This window comes from Allobosea sp. P4_H5, from assembly GCF_056400825.1.
In genome coordinates this window covers 658,500-674,315 of the sequence record NZ_JBFUKM010000001.1, presented here as the reverse complement: position 1 = coordinate 674,315, position 15,816 = coordinate 658,500, and the positions used below count along the sequence as shown (strand labels likewise).

Annotated in this window: 11 protein-coding genes; 5 read left to right on the top strand and 6 right to left on the bottom strand. The window is 67.7% G+C overall.

The genetic code is table 11. The features are described 5' to 3' along the window. Window positions 1-47: 47 nt before the first annotated feature. From AC1DS0_RS03230 to AC1DS0_RS03215, 4 genes are all read left to right on the top strand, one after another. Window positions 48-1,238 carry an OmpA family protein gene (locus tag AC1DS0_RS03230; protein ID WP_476812933.1) on the top strand — a complete coding sequence of 397 codons (1,191 nt, stop codon included), beginning with the start codon at window positions 48-50 and terminating at the stop codon, window positions 1,236-1,238. 59 nt (window positions 1,239-1,297) lie between these two features. Beyond that, window positions 1,298-2,851, top strand: a complete 1,554-nt coding sequence (locus tag AC1DS0_RS03225; protein WP_476812932.1) for a methyltransferase regulatory domain-containing protein — start codon at window positions 1,298-1,300, stop codon at window positions 2,849-2,851. A 128-nt stretch (window positions 2,852-2,979) separates the two neighbouring features. Beyond that, on the top strand, window positions 2,980-4,509 hold the full coding sequence (locus AC1DS0_RS03220) for a transglycosylase SLT domain-containing protein (protein WP_476812931.1): 1,530 nt from the start codon (window positions 2,980-2,982) through the stop codon (window positions 4,507-4,509). Window positions 4,510-4,622: 113 nt separating this feature from the next. Next, window positions 4,623-4,901 (top strand): hypothetical protein, encoded by a 279-nt coding sequence (locus AC1DS0_RS03215; protein ID WP_152014835.1) that lies wholly within the window; start codon window positions 4,623-4,625, stop codon window positions 4,899-4,901. A 298-nt stretch (window positions 4,902-5,199) separates the two neighbouring features. Here the strand turns inward: AC1DS0_RS03215 and AC1DS0_RS03210 are convergent, their stop codons facing one another. From AC1DS0_RS03210 to tssK, 6 genes are read right to left on the bottom strand one after another with little or no spacing between them, the layout of a single operon-like run. Continuing rightward, window positions 5,200-7,167, bottom strand: coding sequence for a serine/threonine-protein kinase (locus AC1DS0_RS03210; RefSeq protein ID WP_476812930.1), 1,968 nt, complete (start codon window positions 7,165-7,167; stop codon window positions 5,200-5,202). Next, window positions 7,164-7,961 carry a PP2C family protein-serine/threonine phosphatase gene (locus tag AC1DS0_RS03205; protein WP_476812929.1) on the bottom strand — a complete coding sequence of 266 codons (798 nt, stop codon included), beginning with the start codon at window positions 7,959-7,961 and terminating at the stop codon, window positions 7,164-7,166. Before AC1DS0_RS03205 ends, AC1DS0_RS03210 begins: the two co-directional genes overlap by 4 nt. Continuing rightward, window positions 7,958-8,650 (bottom strand): type VI secretion system-associated protein TagF, encoded by a 693-nt coding sequence (gene tagF / locus AC1DS0_RS03200; protein ID WP_476812928.1) that lies wholly within the window; start codon window positions 8,648-8,650, stop codon window positions 7,958-7,960. The genes AC1DS0_RS03205 and tagF overlap by 4 nt, the downstream gene beginning before the upstream one ends. Before the next feature lie 13 nt (window positions 8,651-8,663). Continuing rightward, complete coding sequence (gene tssM, locus AC1DS0_RS03195) at window positions 8,664-12,329, bottom strand: type VI secretion system membrane subunit TssM (RefSeq protein WP_476812927.1); 3,666 nt, start codon at window positions 12,327-12,329, stop codon at window positions 8,664-8,666. 32 nt (window positions 12,330-12,361) lie between these two features. Further along, a complete protein-coding gene (gene icmH, locus AC1DS0_RS03190) occupies window positions 12,362-13,891 on the bottom strand; it encodes a type IVB secretion system protein IcmH/DotU (protein WP_476812926.1) in 1,530 nt (509 codons plus the stop codon). Further along, window positions 13,888-15,225, bottom strand: coding sequence for a type VI secretion system baseplate subunit TssK (gene tssK / locus AC1DS0_RS03185; RefSeq protein WP_476812925.1), 1,338 nt, complete (start codon window positions 15,223-15,225; stop codon window positions 13,888-13,890). The genes icmH and tssK overlap by 4 nt, the downstream gene beginning before the upstream one ends. Before the next feature lie 158 nt (window positions 15,226-15,383). On the opposite strand from tssK, the gene AC1DS0_RS03180 reads away from it, so the two are divergent. Continuing rightward, window positions 15,384-15,815 (top strand): hypothetical protein, encoded by a 432-nt coding sequence (locus AC1DS0_RS03180; RefSeq protein WP_476812924.1) that lies wholly within the window; start codon window positions 15,384-15,386, stop codon window positions 15,813-15,815. The last annotated feature ends 1 nt before the right edge of the window (window position 15,816 follow it).

Below are 15,816 nucleotides of genomic sequence, written 5' to 3'. Positions count from 1 at the left end.
GGCGAAGGCCAGACATCGCCTCGGACAGGATGCAATTGGGGGCTTCGATGCGTCGTTCTCCGCTCGCCTGCATGGTCTTGCTGGGGCTGCTGGCTTCGCCGGCCCTGGCTCAGACGCAGCCGGCCCCGAGCCCGGCTCCGGCCGCAGCCCCGACACCGATCCCGTTTCCGCAGGCGCTGGAGCGGGCGGCGAACGATCTGTTCTCCAAGGCGCAGATCGAGGGTGAACGCGTCACGCTGGTGATCGACCCGTTGATCGACGGCATCTCCGGCGCGCAATCGACCTCGACACGCTCGATGCAGCAGAGCCTGATCGAGCTGGTCGGCAAATCCTATCCGCGCTTCCAGGTGCAGCCGTTCTCGGCCGAGGCGTTGGCGCGCAATCCGGCGGTGCTGGTCGGGACCTTCACCGCGGTCAACAATGCCGGGGATGCGAAGGGCGCGCGCGACGCCTACCGGATCTGCCTGACGCTGCTGGACATGAAATCGAAGCGGGTCGTGTCGAAGGGCGTCGCTCGGGCGAAGCCGGAAGGCATCGACGCCACGCCGACGACCTATTACCGGGACTCACCGATGTGGTCGAAGGACCCGGCGACCGAGGTTTACATCAAGACCTGTCAGGGCACGAAGCTCGGCGACGCGATCGATCCGCTCTATGCCGACCGCCTCAACGTCGCGGCGCTGGTCAATGACGGCATCCTCGAATACGAGGCGCGGCACTATCGCGAGGCGCTTGCCTTCTATCGGACGGCGCGGGTGCTGCCGGGCGGCGACCAGCACCGTGTCCGCATCGGCGCCTATCTCGCCAGCAGCAAGCTCGGGCGCAAGGACGATGCCGTCGAAGCCTTCGGCGACCTCGTCGACAGCGGCCTTTCCGGCAACCAGCTGATGGTCAAGCTGCTGTTCCAGCCGGGCTCGACGCAGTTCATCGCCAATCCGCAGATCACCGAGCCCTATCCGATGTGGCTGAGCCAGATCGCGACCCGCGCCCAGCAGAAGGGCGCCTGCATCGAGATCGTCGGCCACACCTCGCGCACCGGTCTGCCGCAGGTCAACGAGCGGCTCTCGGTGCTGCGGGCGCAATATGTGATGGACCTGCTCCAGGCCGGCGCGCCCGACAGCCGTGGCCGCATGATCGCGAGCGGGCGCGGCTACAACGAGAACCTGGTCGGCACCGGCAAGGACGATGCCAGCGACGCGCTCGACCGCCGGGTCGAGTTCAAGGTGATCGGCTGCTGAGCGCGCCTCGGAACCTGCAACGATGCGAATGGGATAGACGGAATTCCTCGATGAACGACATGGCCACGAGAGACTTGGCGACGAACCCCTATGATGCCGTCGCCTATCCCGGGCACGCATTCTCGCAGACGCATCCGGCGCATCTGGCGACGATCGCGCATATCCATGGCATGACCCCGGCGCCGACCGCGACGATGCGGGTGCTGGAGCTCGGCTGCGGCAGTGGCGGCAACCTGATCCCGATGGCGCTGCAATGCCCGGGAGCGCAGCTCGTCGGCATCGATCTGAGCGGCCGGGCGATCGCGCGCGCCAAGGCGGAGGCGGCCGAGCTGGGGCTGAGCAATGTCAGCTTCGAGCAGCGCGACATCATGGCGGTGACCACGGGGCTCGGCCAGTTCGACTACATCATCGTCCATGGCGTCTATTCCTGGGTGCCACAGCCGGTGCGCGAGCGGATCCTGGCGCTCTTCGGCGAGCTGCTGGCGCCGCAGGGCATCGCCTATGTCAGCTACAACGCCTTGCCAGGCTGCCGGCTGCGCGATCTTGCCCGCGATGTCATGCTGTTCGAGACGCGCGAGATCGATGATCCCCTCGAGAAGGTCAGGGTGGCGCGGGCGGCGATCAAGCGCTTCGCAGAGGCGACCGATGCCGAGACCTTCTACGGCGTCGCGCTGCGCGAGCGGGCCAAGCAGATCGAGGATATCCCGGACAATGTCCTCTATCATGACGATCTCAACCCCGGCGCGCGCGCCTTCGCCCTGCACGAGGTGCTGGCCGCAGCCGAGCCGCATGGGCTGCAGTTCCTGTCCGAGACCTCCTTCCCGAACAATTTCGGCGGCGCGCGCGGGCCGGCCCAGCAGGTGCTGAACGCGATCCCGATCTCCGAGCCGCTCCGGCAGGAGCAGGCGCTCGACCTGCTGATCGGCCGTTGCTTCCGCCAGACCTTGCTCTGCCGTGCCGATGTCGAGTTGCATCGTGGCCTCGCCGGCTTCAGCTTCGCGCCCTATCATCTCGCCGCCAATGTCCAGGAAGAAGACGGCAAGGTCGACGAGAAGCGGCCCGGGGCAGTGAGCTTCCTGTTCGCTGACGGCGTTCGTCTTGCCGTCGACCTGCCGGCGGCCAAGGCAGCGCTGCGGGCGCTCGGGCGGACGTGGCCGGGCAATATCCGCTATGACGAGCTGGTCGCCCTCGCTTTGCAGGAGGCCGGAGCCGGTTCCGATCGCGAGCGCGAGATCGAGCGCCTGAACGAGGCGCTCACCGCGATCTACCGCGCCGGCCTGATCGAGATCGGCCTGGAGCCGCATCGGCTGGCGACGCGGATCAGCGAGCGACCGGTCGCAAGCCTGCTGGCGCGACGCCAGGCGCTGGCCAGCCACGAAGTCACCGATCTGCGCCATCGGGCTGTTGCTCTCGACGGCGTGGTGGTGCGCAAATTCGTCAGCCTGCTCGACGGCACGCGCACCCCGGCGATGCTGCTCGACGCGCTCAACGCTTTCCTGACTGAAGCGCATGAGTCGGGGCGCGGCGGCCCGGCCCTGCCGAAGCAGGCGACGGCGGCAGAGGTCGACATGCATTTGAGGGATGTCGCGCGGCTGGCACTGCTGGCAGGTTGAGAGCAAGGCTTGTCGAGGCCGCGCCGGCTGCGTATGGCGGGGCGCGGCAGCAGCGGTAGCGAAGGATGGGGCAGCGCTTCAAGCAGTTTCAGGCCGCATTCCAGGAGGATGCCTGCCTTGAAACCATCATGCGGGCGCGGCGGGGCGGCACGACGCTGACCTGCTCGGCCTGCGGCAAGACCTCGGCCTTCGCGCCGCGGGTGAAGCTGCGCGCCTATGCCTGCCCGCATTGCAATTTCCTGGTCTCGCCCTGCCAGGGCACGCCGCTGGAGAGCCGGCGCATCTCGCTGCAGCTCTGGTTCTTCGCGCTCAAGGCGTTGACCGAGCAGGGCGCGCGCAGCGCAGCCACGACGCTGGAGCGCGATGCGGATGTCCCGGCTCAGCAGGCGCGCCGGATGATCGCCGAATTGCAGGAGCGCGCCAGCAAGGACGGCAAGCCTCCTGACTGGCTGGTGCTGGCGCAAAAGGCTGTGGCCGGCGGCGCCAGCGCCACCAATGTTGCCGCCGGCGTGCCATTCGCGGTTGCGGATGGCGGTTCGCGGCTGCGGCTCGTCTCCCTGATCGGCGGTGGCGCGCTCGTACTGGCGATCGCCGGCGGTATCGCCGTTGCGACGCTGAAGCCCGGCTCCACCGAGGTGACCGGCGGCTTCGAGCCGATCGAGAGCGTCGAGGCGCCGGCGCTGAAGGCACCGACCCGGCCATCGCTGATCCTGTCTTCGGTCGAGGGCGATCTCGAGGCTGCCAGGCAGGCGACGCAGTTCGCGCTGAACGCCGATCCATCGCTCGCGGCGATCAAGGAGCAGGTCGCGGCGGAGATGCCGAACCAGCCGGGGATGCCCATCCCGGTGATGCCGCCCTCGAACATCATCCTGGTGCCGCCGACGCTGCCGGGCAAGCCGGGCGCTCCGGCTGCGGCGCCGCGCAGCCAGCTGCCGCAGGCGCCGATCAACTATACCGGCGACCCCAACCAGGTCCTGACCTTCGGGCCGATCAAGATCCGCCGGCATCTGGTCGAGATGATTGTCAGGGCAGGGCGTGTCGTCGGCGCCGACCCGACCCTGCTGATGGCGGTCGCCGACAAGGAGTCCTCGTTCGCGACCGAGGTGAAGGCGAAGACCTCCTCGGCGACCGGGCTCTACCAGTTCATCGAGCAGACCTGGTTCGGCGTGATCTTCGAGTTCGGCCGCAAGCATGGGCTCGTCGCCGAGGCGGCGCTGATCAGCCGCAACGGCCGACAGTTCGTCATCGCCGACGCCAATGAGCGCCAGCGCATCCTCGACCTCAGGCGCGAGCCCTATCTCTCGGCCTTGCTGGCGGGCGAGATGCTGAAGCGCGACACGCTCAGGCTGGAAAAAGCGATGGGGCGCCATCTCACCGGCGGCGAGATCTACCTGATCCATTTCCTGGGGCCGGATGCGGCGCAGACCTTCATCGAAACGATGGAGGAGACGCCCGGCGCGAGCGCGGCAGCCCTGCTGCCGAAGCCGGCCGAAGCCAACCGGCCGATCTTCTATGCCCAGGCCGGCGGCGAGACCAAGACGCTTTCGGTCTCCGAGGTGCACAAGAAGTTCGACGAGATGATCAAGGTCAGGCTCGACCGCTACAAGGTGGTGCGCGGCGGGCCTGCTGCCGCCCCGGCGCGGCAGCAACAGAAGTAGAGTTCTGCAAGCGAATACCGGCCAGGTCCGGCCAAAGCGATCGCGGGCAGCGAATTTGCCGCGATGGCGGCGATGGCCCATGATCGACCTATCCTAGAGGCGAGGAGACGACGATGGCGAAGAACCGGTTCGAGCAGGTCGATGAGCCGCAACCCGACGCCATCACGCTGAGCCTTGGCCAGCGCGACGGCAAGACTTTCGCTCGCATCGCCTGCCCGGCAGAGCTGGCGGCAGGCCATCTCACCAATGATTTCGTCAGCGACGAGCTCGAACCGGTCGAGGGCTTTCGCTCGGCGGTGCGCCTGGCCAACGAGATCAAGGCACCGATCGTCGTCGAGGACACCGAAGGTCTCTGGCAGGACGACTGGGGCGAGCTCTACCGCGAGGATTGACACAACCGCCGTCATGCTTGGGCTTGGCTCCGGACTGGCTATCCGGTTCGTTTGATCAGAGACGATTGAGGCGCGGGGAACCCTCTCCTGTAAGGAGAGGGCAGGGTGAGGTGTAGGCCGTTCTACCAGTTCCGCGAGCGGTCACCGCGCGGCTTGTCCAGGCAAACGATTCAACTTCCGAACACCTCACCCCTACCCCTCTCCTTTCAGGAGAGGGGATCCCGCGCGTACTCTCTCGGTTGACGCTCGCTGGACGGCCTTGGTTTTACGCTCCGCCCGAGAATGACGCCTCCGACAATCACTCGATCCGGAAATACTTGATACCGACGCCGACCTTGCCGCCGGCGCGGGCGAGGTCCTGGTGCAGGCCGGGGAAGATGTCGCCGGCCGGGGCCGGGTTCGGGCCCGACAGCGCCGGCAGCGGCGCCTGGCTCACCAGCGCAAGCACGGTCTGCGGCCGCACGGGCGCGCCCGAAGCCGCCGTCGATTCCAGCTTGAGGGTGAAACTCGCCTTGCCGCCTTCGCGGCGGGTGTAATTGGCGAGGTTGTAGACCAGCCCGTCATCGCCGATCAGCAGGATGTCGAGATTCTTGCCCGGGTCGCTTTCGACCGTGCCGGACAGCGTGTCGCCGCTCCTCATGGTGAAGGCGCCGATCTGCATGACCGGGCTGCGGTCGATGCCGCGGCCGAGCTGGCGCAGGAAGTCGACCATCGGGCACTGCGCCGTGGTGATGGTGCGCAGGCTGATCTGCGCCTCGTAGCCCTGCGCCTTCTTGAAGGCGGCATCGAAGCTGACGAAGGGCTCGGCCGTGCTGCCGAAGCCTTCGATCGTGGTGCGCTTGTCGGCGATCGCCGTCGGCCACAGGAAGAAGCAGGCGCCGCCGTCATAGTCGGCGACATAGCGCGCCGTCCGCTCGGCGGCAGTGCGCGGCTCGGGCTCCGGAGCCGTTGAGGCTGGCGGCGGAACGACCGGCGTCGATTTCGGGCCGGTTGTCGAGGTTGGGGTGGCCGGCGGCGGTGTCGGCGCCGGCTTCAATTCCGGTGTCGCGGGCGCAGGGGACTGCGAAGACGCAGATGGCTGCGGCGGCGCAACTGGCCCGGGAGGCGTGGGCGATTGCAGTGCGGGCGGCTCGCTCTGGCTTGCCGGCTGCGGCGAGGGCGCCGGGTTCGCTGGTGGAGGCGGAGTTGCGGGCGTGAGTTCCGGCACCGGGGTGCTCGACCCGGCGCTGGGCGAGGCTGGCGGGCGCTCGTCGCTCAAGGCGGGCGGAGGGCTGTTCATCGCCTGCTGGACCGGAGTGCTACCGCCCAGCATTTTCCAGGCGAAGAACCCGCCCCCGGCAAGCAGCGCGAGCGCGGCAACGCCGGCGACCAGCGGCCAGGGAAAGGCGCGCCCACTGCCGCCGGCAGAGTTCGCGCCGCCTTTCGCCTGCCAGGAGGCGACCTCGGCCATGTCGGCCGGGCGGTCCTTCGGATCGGGCGCCAGCATGCGCGCCAGCAGCGGGCGGATGCGCTTGTCGATGGTGGCGAGATCGGGAACGCGGCGGCGCTTCTCCAGGATCTGCATCTGGGTGCCGCCCATGTCGAGCGGGCGGCCGCCGAGCGCTTCGGCAAGCACCAGGCCGAGGCTGTAGATGTCCGACTTGCCGGTGACCTCGGCGCCGTAGAGGCCGAGCTGTTCGGGCGAGACATAATTGAATTTGCCGGCAAAGCCGGAGCCGATCACCGTTTTCTCGGCCAGCTTCGACTTGGCGATGCCGAAATCGATGATCTTGGCGCGCGTGACCTGGCCGCCGGGCAGGATGATGTTGTCGGGCGAGACGTCGCGATGGGTGATGCCGAGCATATGGGCGGCATGCAGGCCGGACGCGATGCGCCGGCGCAGCAGGTCGACCTCCTCGAAGGGCAGCGGACCCTGCTTCAACAGGTCGGACAGCGACTTGCCGTCGACGAACTCCATGGCGAGATAGGTCGCCTGCGTCGCCGGGTCGACGGTGAAGACGTAATAGCGGACGATCGCCTCGTTGTAGAGGTTGTGCAGCGCCGACGCCTCGTTGCGGAACAGGGCGATGACATTGGCGTCCTGCGCCATGTCGGAGCGCACGATCTTGATCGCGACGGCGTCGCCGGTCTGGATGGCGCGGCCCTGATAGACCTCGCCCATGCCGCCGGTGGCGATCAGGCGCTCGATCTCGTAGATGCCGTTCAGCCGCACGCCGGGCGCCAGGCCCGTGCGCGGCAGGAAGACGGTGCGGTCGGAATCGCTCATGGCGCATCGCTCCTGCGCTGGCGCATGTTCGGCACCCAGCGCGTCTTCTCGGCTCCGCCGTCGTGATGATAGCGCACCACGATCACGGTGACATTGTCGGTGGCGCCGCGCTCCAGCGTCAGCGCGAGCAGGGCATCGCAGGCGGCCTGGGCGCCGGCCGTCACGGTCGCGCGTAGGATCTCCTCGTCGCGGACATGGTCGGTGAGCCCGTCCGAGCAGAGCACGAAGACGTCCCCGCCTTCGAGCTCGCCATGGTCGATATCGAGCTCGGGCCGGTCATGCACGCCGATGGCGCGGGTGATGACATGGCGCCGCGGCCAGGTCCGTGCCTCCTCGATGGTGAGCAGGCCGCGCTCGATCATGTCCTGGGCTTCGGTATGGTCGCGAGTGACCTGGGTGATCTGCCCGCTGCGGACGAGATAGACCCGGCTGTCGCCACACCAGACGCAGGCGAAATGGCGGTCATGGGCGAGCAGTACGGCGAGCGTCGCGCCCATTGTGGCGCCGTCATGCTCGCGGATCTTGCGGCGCAGTTCCGCATTCGCCTCGACCACGCCGCGTTCGAGCCGGTCGAGCAGTTCGGCGGCGGAGCCGGCCGCGCCGATGGCCGACAGGCTGGCCGCCACGGTGGCGCTCGCCATGGCGCCGTTATGATGGCCGCCCATGCCGTCGGCGACGGCCCAGAGCCCGTGTTCGGGCCGGACCACCAGGTTGTCTTCGTTATGGCTGCGCACGCGCCCGGCGTGGCTGACCGCGCCCGTCTCGAAACTGGAGCCGGTGCGGTGCTCGTTCATGCCGTCGATCCTGCGCCGAGGAAAGCATCGAAGCGTCCGGTCAGGAGACCGGTGTAGAGATAGGGGCTGGGCAGGCCATGGCCGACCAAAGCGAGCGGCTCGAAATCGTCGCCGCCGATGGTCCAGAGATAGCTGGCATGGGCATAGGCGCGGGTATGGTCCTCGACGCGCAGCGCCGAGAGCCTGGCCGGGAAGGTCGCGGAATCGAGCGCGCTGACGATGGTGCCGTCGGAGAGGCGCACCATGTCGGCGGGCGGGGCCGCCTTGAGATCGTCATTGGGCAAAGCGAGCCCACCCAACGCATGCGCGACGGCCTCGAAGCTCGCCTCGGGTTCGAGCGCGCGCAGGAGGAAGTCCTCGGCCTGGGCGAACCATGCATCCTGCGGGTCGAGCTCGGGCGGCGGGATCGCGGCGCCGGGGCCGGCGAGGGCGAAGACCGTCAGCGGGAAATAGCGGCCGATGCCGTCGACCGAGGGCATGAAGGCGCCGGCGACTGTGGTGCCGCAGAAGGCGCTGCCGAACCAGAAGCGCCAGATCGGCGCGTTGAGGAAGGCCTCCTGCCAGCCGGCGCCGAGCTCGACCCGGCTGGCGGTGAGCCCGCCCTGGAGCCAGCGCTCATAAGCCGAAAGAAAGGCCGTCGGCGCATTCAGCGCGATGAAATCCCGCTTGCCCGGAAGCTTCCCGAACAACCCACACGCCATCTCAAATCCCCGCCGGACAACGGATTTCACGCAGCGCCGGCAGCACCAGCGGGTTCTTCAGCGAGCCGACACCGAACTGGTAGCCGATCTGACGGCCGCCGGCCGCAAGCGTGAAGACGACATTGTCGCCCTGGCGCAGGACCGAGCCGGCATCGAGCAGGCGGAAGAAGGACCAGACACCGGTGCGGTCGAACATCTTCACCTCGGTCGGCGCCGCCGGCGTCGGGCTGTTGGAGAAGAAGCCGCCACCGAAGATGCCGCCGGCATTGTTGTTGGCGGCAGCGGCGCTGCCGATCGTCAGCGTGATCGAGGTCTTGGCGAGGCCTCCGCCCGGCCACATCACCGGCGTCGGCGTGTTGACGCCCTGCTGGCTCGCCACGGTGAAGCCGTTGATCTCGAGCTTGGCGCCGGAGGCGTCGGAGGAGAGGGTGGTCGGCACCACCACCATCTGGAAGTTCGGCAGGTTGCCGCCGGTCGGGAAGAAGGCCTCGCGGATGTCGTTGGCGCGCTGGAATTCGCGCAACGTCGTCGGCGAGAGCGCGCGGGCGACGCGGCTGTCCTGGCGCCAGCTCCAGTTCTGGCCGGACTTGTCGATATAGGGGTCGAGCCGCTCCTTCATGAACTTGTCCATCGCACCGGTGCCCGGCGCGAAGAGCTGGGCGAAGTCGGCGAGGCCGATCTCGCTCGTGCTGCCCTTGGCGAAGGGATAGCGATTGGCCAGCAGGCTGGAACAGCGGCCGGTGATCTCGCTGGCCAGGGCCTGACGCAGCAGCGAGACGGTCGCGCCGGTGGCGTCGCCCTCGAAATCGTTCACGGCGGCGACGATCATCGCATCGAATGGTGCCGGATAGCGCGAGGAGTTGCCGCGCAGCGAGGCGATCAGCGGCACCAGCGCGGCATTGGCCGCGGCGGCCTGCGCCGGGGTGGTCGCGGCCATTGCGAGGTTCTGGTTGATCTCGGCGAAGATCTGGAGTGCCTGATCGACCGGCCGCTTGCCGCCATCGCCCTCGACCAGGACGTGGAAGGCCTTGAACTGCGCCTCGATATTGGCGCCGAGCGCCTCGCCGCCGCCACCGCCGGCAATGACGCGATCGACGCCGGGCGCGCTGAGCGGCAGGCTGGTGCCGAGGCGGCTGAGCGAATAATTAGCGCGCTCCTCCAGGGTCTTGGCCGCCTTGTCGGCGACTTGCCCCGCCATCTTCTCGGCGGCCTGCGCCGCAGCGGGCCGCTTCGCTGCCCGTTCCTTGGTCAGCTGCGTCTCGTCGCGGATCGATTCGAGCAACTGCTTGAAGGGAGAGGTCGGCGCCGAGATTGCGGAGAGCGCGATGTATTTCGGCTTGTCGGCGTTGAGCGGCCGCAGCTTCAGCCGGCGCAGTGCCTTCTGCCAGGAGGCGGTGAAGTCACGGGCGTAGAGCTTGAGCAGGTCCTGGAACAGGCTGGCATATTGCGAGGTGATCGCCGCCTGGTCGGCATTGTCGCCGAGGACCCAGCGCTCCTTCTCGATGCGCTCGCCGATATCGCCGAGCCGGTCGACGAAGGCGCCCTGGAAGCCGTCATAGGTGTAGAAATACGGCACCCGGATCGAGTCGAGGTCCTCGCCGGAGACGCCTTCGAAGACCAGCCGCGCATCGGAGCCGCCGCGGGTCGCCGCGACCCAGTCGCGACTGGCGTTGCGCCCTTGCGTGCGCAGCAGTTCGTAGGCGCGCTCGGCGATGCTGAGCCGGCGCAGGGTGCGTTGGCTGCTCTCGATCAATGGCTGATTGAGCTTGACCACCGGCTCGCCGCCGTCGTCGAGGTCGAGCAGGGCGATGAGATGTTCCTCCAGCGCCTCGCGGCCCTTGGCGTTGGCGGCGCCGGGGAAGAGGTTCTCGGCCCAGTCCTGCCGCATCCAGGCGAGCACGAGGTCGCGGTCGAGCGGGGCGCGGCCGCCGACCATCAGGTAGACCTTGAGCGCCTCGTAGATGAAGCCGGGATTGTTGACGTTGGCCTCGAGCTGCTCCTCGAGCCGGAAGATGATGCGCGAGCGCAGCAGCCGCTCCAGTGCCTGGTGGTAGCTTTCCTGCGCTGCCGATTGCAGGCGCTCGCGCTGGCTGAGGCCGAAGGTGGCGGCGACTGGCGTCGGCTCGTCCTTGTCGGCATAGCCGGCCGGCATATGACGCAGCTTGTGCAGCAGCGGCAGGACGCGGCTGAAATTGCGATCGGAGAGAGTGGTCTCCTGCAGCACCGGAGCGGCGCTGGAGCGATAATCGGCGAGGCCGTAATTGCTCTGGTTGATCAGGTCGCTGTTGCGGGCATAGCTCGTCCACCACATGCCGCCGAGCGCCAGCGAGACCAGCGCGATCGCGCTGAAGCTGGCGATGCGCAGCAGGGTGGAACGGCGCGCGGCGCGCAGGTCGGTCGAGACCCAGCCGGATTCGCCGATGATCACCTTCTGGATCAGATCGGTCAGGAAGAAGCTCTTGCCGCGGCCGGAATAGGAGCCGGAATCGGCGTGGTCGCTGCCGAAATTGCGCGAGAGCGCACCGATCAGCTGGTCGATCGGCGTGCCTTCCTGGGTGCCGGAGGTGAAGTAGAAGCCGCGCAAGGTCGCGCTCGACTGGTAGCGCGTCGGCTCGAAGACGCGGCCGAGGAAGTCGATGATGAGCGGCTTCAGCGTCGCCATCTGGCTCGGCAGGCCGAAAAGCTTGGCGCGCGAGGTCGGGTTGTGCTCATCCTGCAGCCGGTCGGACAGCCGCTCGTTCAGGCGCTCGATCAGCGCGTCGAACTCCGGCGGCACGTCGCCGATCATGTTGCGGGTCTTGTCGACGGTCTGGAAGGTATGGCCCCAGACCATGCGCCGCTGCGGCTCGGAAAGCGCGGCGAAGAACTCGTTGAAGCCGGCGATCAAATCGGCCTTGGTGAAGACCGCATAGACCGGAAAGTCGACCTTGAGCCGCTCGTTGAGCTCGAGCAGGCGGGCGCGGATCGCGTCGGCATGGGCGATGATCTCCTCCTGCGAGGAGGTCAGGAGGTCCTCGACGCTGATCGCGACGATGACGCCGTTGATCGGCTGGCGCGGCCGGTTGGTCTTGAGCAAATCGAGGAAGGCGAGCCAGCTCGTGCGTTCGGCCTTGGTATCGGTGTCCTGCGTGGTGTAGCGCCCGGCGGTGTCGATCAGCACCGCGTCCTCGGCGAACCACCAGTCGCAATAGCGGGTGCCGCCGGTGCCGGCCACCGCGGCCGGCGTCTGGCCGCCGCGGGCGAGCGGGAATTTCAGCCCGGAATTGACCAGCGCCGTGGTCTTGCCGGCGCCCGGCGGACCGATGATGACATACCAGGGCAGGTCGTAGAGATAATCGCCGCCATCCTTGCCGCGGGTGCGCCTGAGCGTCGCCAGCGCATCGCGCATGGAGGCGGAGAGTGCGGCGCCGTCACCGGTCTGGGCTTCTTCCTTGGCCATCGCGTCGGAGAGCGCGGCGACGGCCTTGCGCCGCTTGATCACGATCCAGGCGCTCCAGCCGAGCGCGCCGAGCATCAAGATCAGGGCGATCGGCAGCCTGACCCAGAACGATTCGAACGGGCGCACCTCGCCGAAGGCGACGAAGGGGCCGCCGAACCAGATCAGCAGCGCCAGCGCCAGCGCGCCGATGAAAATGGCTGCGATCCTGAGCCATGTCGCGAGATTCATCGTCTACCCGTCTCCTGCATCGTCACCTGGTCCTAGCTGTTGCGCTGGATCAGGATCTCGACGCGTCGGTTCTTCGCCTTGCCGGCCGCGGTCGCGTTCGTGTCGATCGGCACGTCGGGGCCCTTGCCGTCGGTGCTGATGCGGTCCGACTGCTTCAATTTGGTCTTAAGGAGGTCGCCGACCGCCACGGCGCGCGCCTTCGACAATTCGAGGTTGTTGGGGAAGCGGGCGGTGCGGATCGGGTCGGAATCGGAGTGGCCGACGACCTTGATCGCACCGCCTTCCTCGTTGAGCACTGTGGAGATGCGCTCGATCAGCGGCCGGAATTCGTCGCGCACCACGGCCTGGCCGGGCTCGAACAGGGTGATGCCCATCAGGCGCACGATGATCAGGTTCGGCGTCACCTGGCAGGTGATCGGCGGCTGCACGGTGGCGCAGACCTTGGGCTGCTGCGCCGGCGGCGGTTGTGGCAGCGGCGGCGGTGGCCGGGCGGCGACCCTGCGGAGGATCTCGATGTCGCCCTTGGGGTGCACTGTGAGCAGGGCGCTGGCCGAAGCCTCGGCATTGCCGCCGAGCAGGGCGCGGAAAATGAAATAGAGGCCGAGCACGGCGACCGCCGCGACGGCGGCGATCGACCAGACCGGAATCTTGAAGCCGGCGAGCCGAGCGGTCAGGGCCTGGCCCTGCCAGCGCGGCGACAATTCCGGATCGGGCTGCTTCACCCGCCGCAGCGTCTCGAACAGGCCACGCTGGATCATCTGCAGGTTGGCGGCGCCGCCGGCCGAGGTGCGGTGCACGCCCTCGAAGCCGAGCGCCAGGCAGACATGCATCAGTTCGAGCAGGTCGTAATTGACTGACGGATCCTTCCTTGCGCGCTCCAACTCCTCGAAGAAGCGCACGCCGCCGGTGCGCTCGCCGAAGAAGCGCGAGAGCATGCTGTACTGCGTCCAGACATGGCGGTCCTCGCCCGGGATGTTCTGGACGATGTCGTCGGCGAAGGCACAGATGATGTACTTGGCGGTGCGCGTCTGCTCGGCGGTGAAGCCGGCCGCCCGGACCTCATGGTCGAAGGCCTCGATCGTCTCGCCGACCTGGCCGATCATCTGCGTCGCCGGCGCTCTGGAGATATTGGCGCGCAGGCGCCCGAGCAGGAGCAGGAGCGGGCCGGCCGCCTTCAGCAGCGGATTGGTGTTCGGCGTGAGCATCTGCTCGCGCTTGGGCAAGGCCTGCGGCACATAGCCCTGCGGTGGAGGCGGCGGCGCGCTTGGTCGCTGCTGCGGCTGCGACAGCCATTCCTCGCCGCCGGGCACGCCTGGCGAGGGCGCCGACTGCGGGTATTGCGGCGCGCCGGAGAGCGCATAGGGCGAGCCCTGCGGCGGATAGCCGGCGGGCGGAGGTGAATAGGGTGCGTTCGGGGGCGGGTAGGGCTGCCCCTGGGGCGGATAGCCCGGACCTGCATCCTGCGCCGGGCGTGAGGGTTGCGGCACGCGCCGTCCGGCCGGGTTCGGCCGGATGAAGGTCCGGTCCGAACGGCCGAACGGATCGGAGCCGTCGTTGCTCATCGCCTACCCTCGAGCACGGCCCAGAGCTCCATTTCGAGATCGGGCCAGTCACCGGAGAAATGCATGCCGATCGAGCTCGCCGTGCTGAACTCCGGCCAGAGCGGCGAGGTGCGGTCGAGATAGAAATAGACGTGGTCGGTCAGTGCGCGGATCTGGGGCGGCGGTGTCGGCAGGTGGACGAGATTGATGCCCGGCAGATGGGCATGGACGATCTCGTTCATCTTGGTGTTGGGGCCGATCTTGAACAGATGCGGGAACTGCGACTGGATCTCGGTCAGCGGGCGGCGTGCGGCCACTTCCAGGACCAGCGTCGCGTTGCGCATCAAGGCGCGGTCGCGGATCGTCGACATGAAGGCGTTCTGCGCCCGCTCGACGATCTCGAGGCGGATGGCGCGGCGGCCGAGCTGGGCCGAAAGGAAGTCCTGGATATCGCGCACGACCGGGGTGAAGCAGCCCTCCAGGTCGTCATGGTCGTAGGCCGGGTAGTCGCGGGCGCGGCGCTCGGCGGTGGTGAAGGTGGCGAGCTCCCCGGCGATGGAGAGCAGCGTGATGAACAGGCGCTCGGGATGGACGAAACGCGAGCCGCGCAGGTGCTTCAGCACCGGGATGTGCCGGTTGAGCAATTGCAGGATGAAGTAGTCAGCGCTTTGCAGGCCACCGCCGGCGGTCGGGTCGGCGGCGTAGCGGGCGAGCTCCTCGAGCTTGTTGTCGATCCAGCCGATGACGCGGTCCATCCAGCCGTCGACCACCGGATGGGCCGAGCAGAGCAGCACCGGCGGGGCGAACTTCTCGTCGAACAGGATGGCGCGGTCGCGCACTTCGAGGATGCGCCCAAGCGCGAGGCCGACATAACCGGGCTTGCTCGTCTTGCGCAGTTCGAGGCCGAAGCGCGGATGGGCTATGTCGATCTCCTCGTCGACGCGCAGCGAGGCGGTCGAGTCGATCAGCATCTCGGTCGCCGGATAGAAGCGGCTGGCCGAGCCGTTGAGGCTGTCCTCGACTTCGCGGGTGTTGGAGGCGGCGAGCGGCAGCGACAGCCAGGCGATCTGGCCGGCGGCGTTCTCCGGCACCTCGATGGCTGGCGGCAAAGGCGAGTTGTCAGGCATGGCGAAGGGCGTGCCGTCCGGCATCACGCCGACGGCGCGCCGGAGCCCGATGCGGCTCTGCTGTGCCAGGTCGCGGTCGATCTCGAGCACCGAGAACCCCCACGGATAAGGCGTGACGTGCCGGACGCGATTCTCCAGCAGATTCTCGAGATAGCGATCGTTCTGCTGCAGATGATGCGGCCGCAGGAACAAGCCTTCGGACCAGACGACCTTACTGTACCACGACATCCAGTTCTCGCTATCTCAAGGCCTATCCAGGACACTATACGGCTCGTTCCCGAGCGTCACCATTGCAATGTCATCGATGCCTCGACCATTGCCGGATTCAGGGCGCATTTCGCCGGGGCGCTGCGAAACGATCGCAAGTGCGCGCAGATGGATGTAGCGTGAGGCACAGCCGACCGGCCGTCGCCTATTGGGGCAGCAGGATGAACCAGAGCCAGGCGCCAGACTACGATCGTAGCGGTCGGTTCCCGATCGACGAGGATGGCTGGCAGATCGTCGATCTCAACCGGATGCTCTATCCGGGCGGCCCGCATGCCCTGCGGGTTCATGCGCCGGGGCTTCCGGCATTCCATTTCGGCTGGCGGTTTTCGACAAGCAGGCCGGCTCCGAACGACAACCGCATCGTCGCTTCGCATATCGGCGCCAAGCTCGGCGGATCGCCATTGCCACCGGTGAACTTCACCCCGACCATGCTCGTGCGGATCCAGGAACGCTTGCGCATCTACGCCATGCTCCATCCGCTGCCGCTGTTCGGAGAGAGGATCAGCGGCGTCGATTTCGTCGCCGAGGATCCGATGGTCGAGATCTTCTGAC

What these genes read in the sequence shown, in the direction of transcription:
- AC1DS0_RS03230 (WP_476812933.1), top strand. Translation starts at nt 48, where the DNA reads ATGCGTCGTTCTCCGCTCGCCTGCATGGTCTTGCTGGGGCTGCTGGCT.
- AC1DS0_RS03225 (WP_476812932.1), top strand. Translation starts at nt 1,298, where the DNA reads ATGGCCACGAGAGACTTGGCGACGAACCCCTATGATGCCGTCGCCTAT.
- AC1DS0_RS03220 (WP_476812931.1), top strand. Translation starts at nt 2,980, where the DNA reads ATGCGGGCGCGGCGGGGCGGCACGACGCTGACCTGCTCGGCCTGCGGC.
- AC1DS0_RS03215 (WP_152014835.1), top strand. Translation starts at nt 4,623, where the DNA reads ATGGCGAAGAACCGGTTCGAGCAGGTCGATGAGCCGCAACCCGACGCC.
- AC1DS0_RS03210 (WP_476812930.1), bottom strand. Translation starts at nt 7,167, where the DNA reads ATGAGCGATTCCGACCGCACCGTCTTCCTGCCGCGCACGGGCCTGGCG.
- AC1DS0_RS03205 (WP_476812929.1), bottom strand. Translation starts at nt 7,961, where the DNA reads ATGAACGAGCACCGCACCGGCTCCAGTTTCGAGACGGGCGCGGTCAGC.
- tssM (WP_476812927.1), bottom strand. Translation starts at nt 12,329, where the DNA reads ATGAATCTCGCGACATGGCTCAGGATCGCAGCCATTTTCATCGGCGCG.
- icmH (WP_476812926.1), bottom strand. Translation starts at nt 13,891, where the DNA reads ATGAGCAACGACGGCTCCGATCCGTTCGGCCGTTCGGACCGGACCTTC.
- tssK (WP_476812925.1), bottom strand. Translation starts at nt 15,225, where the DNA reads ATGTCGTGGTACAGTAAGGTCGTCTGGTCCGAAGGCTTGTTCCTGCGG.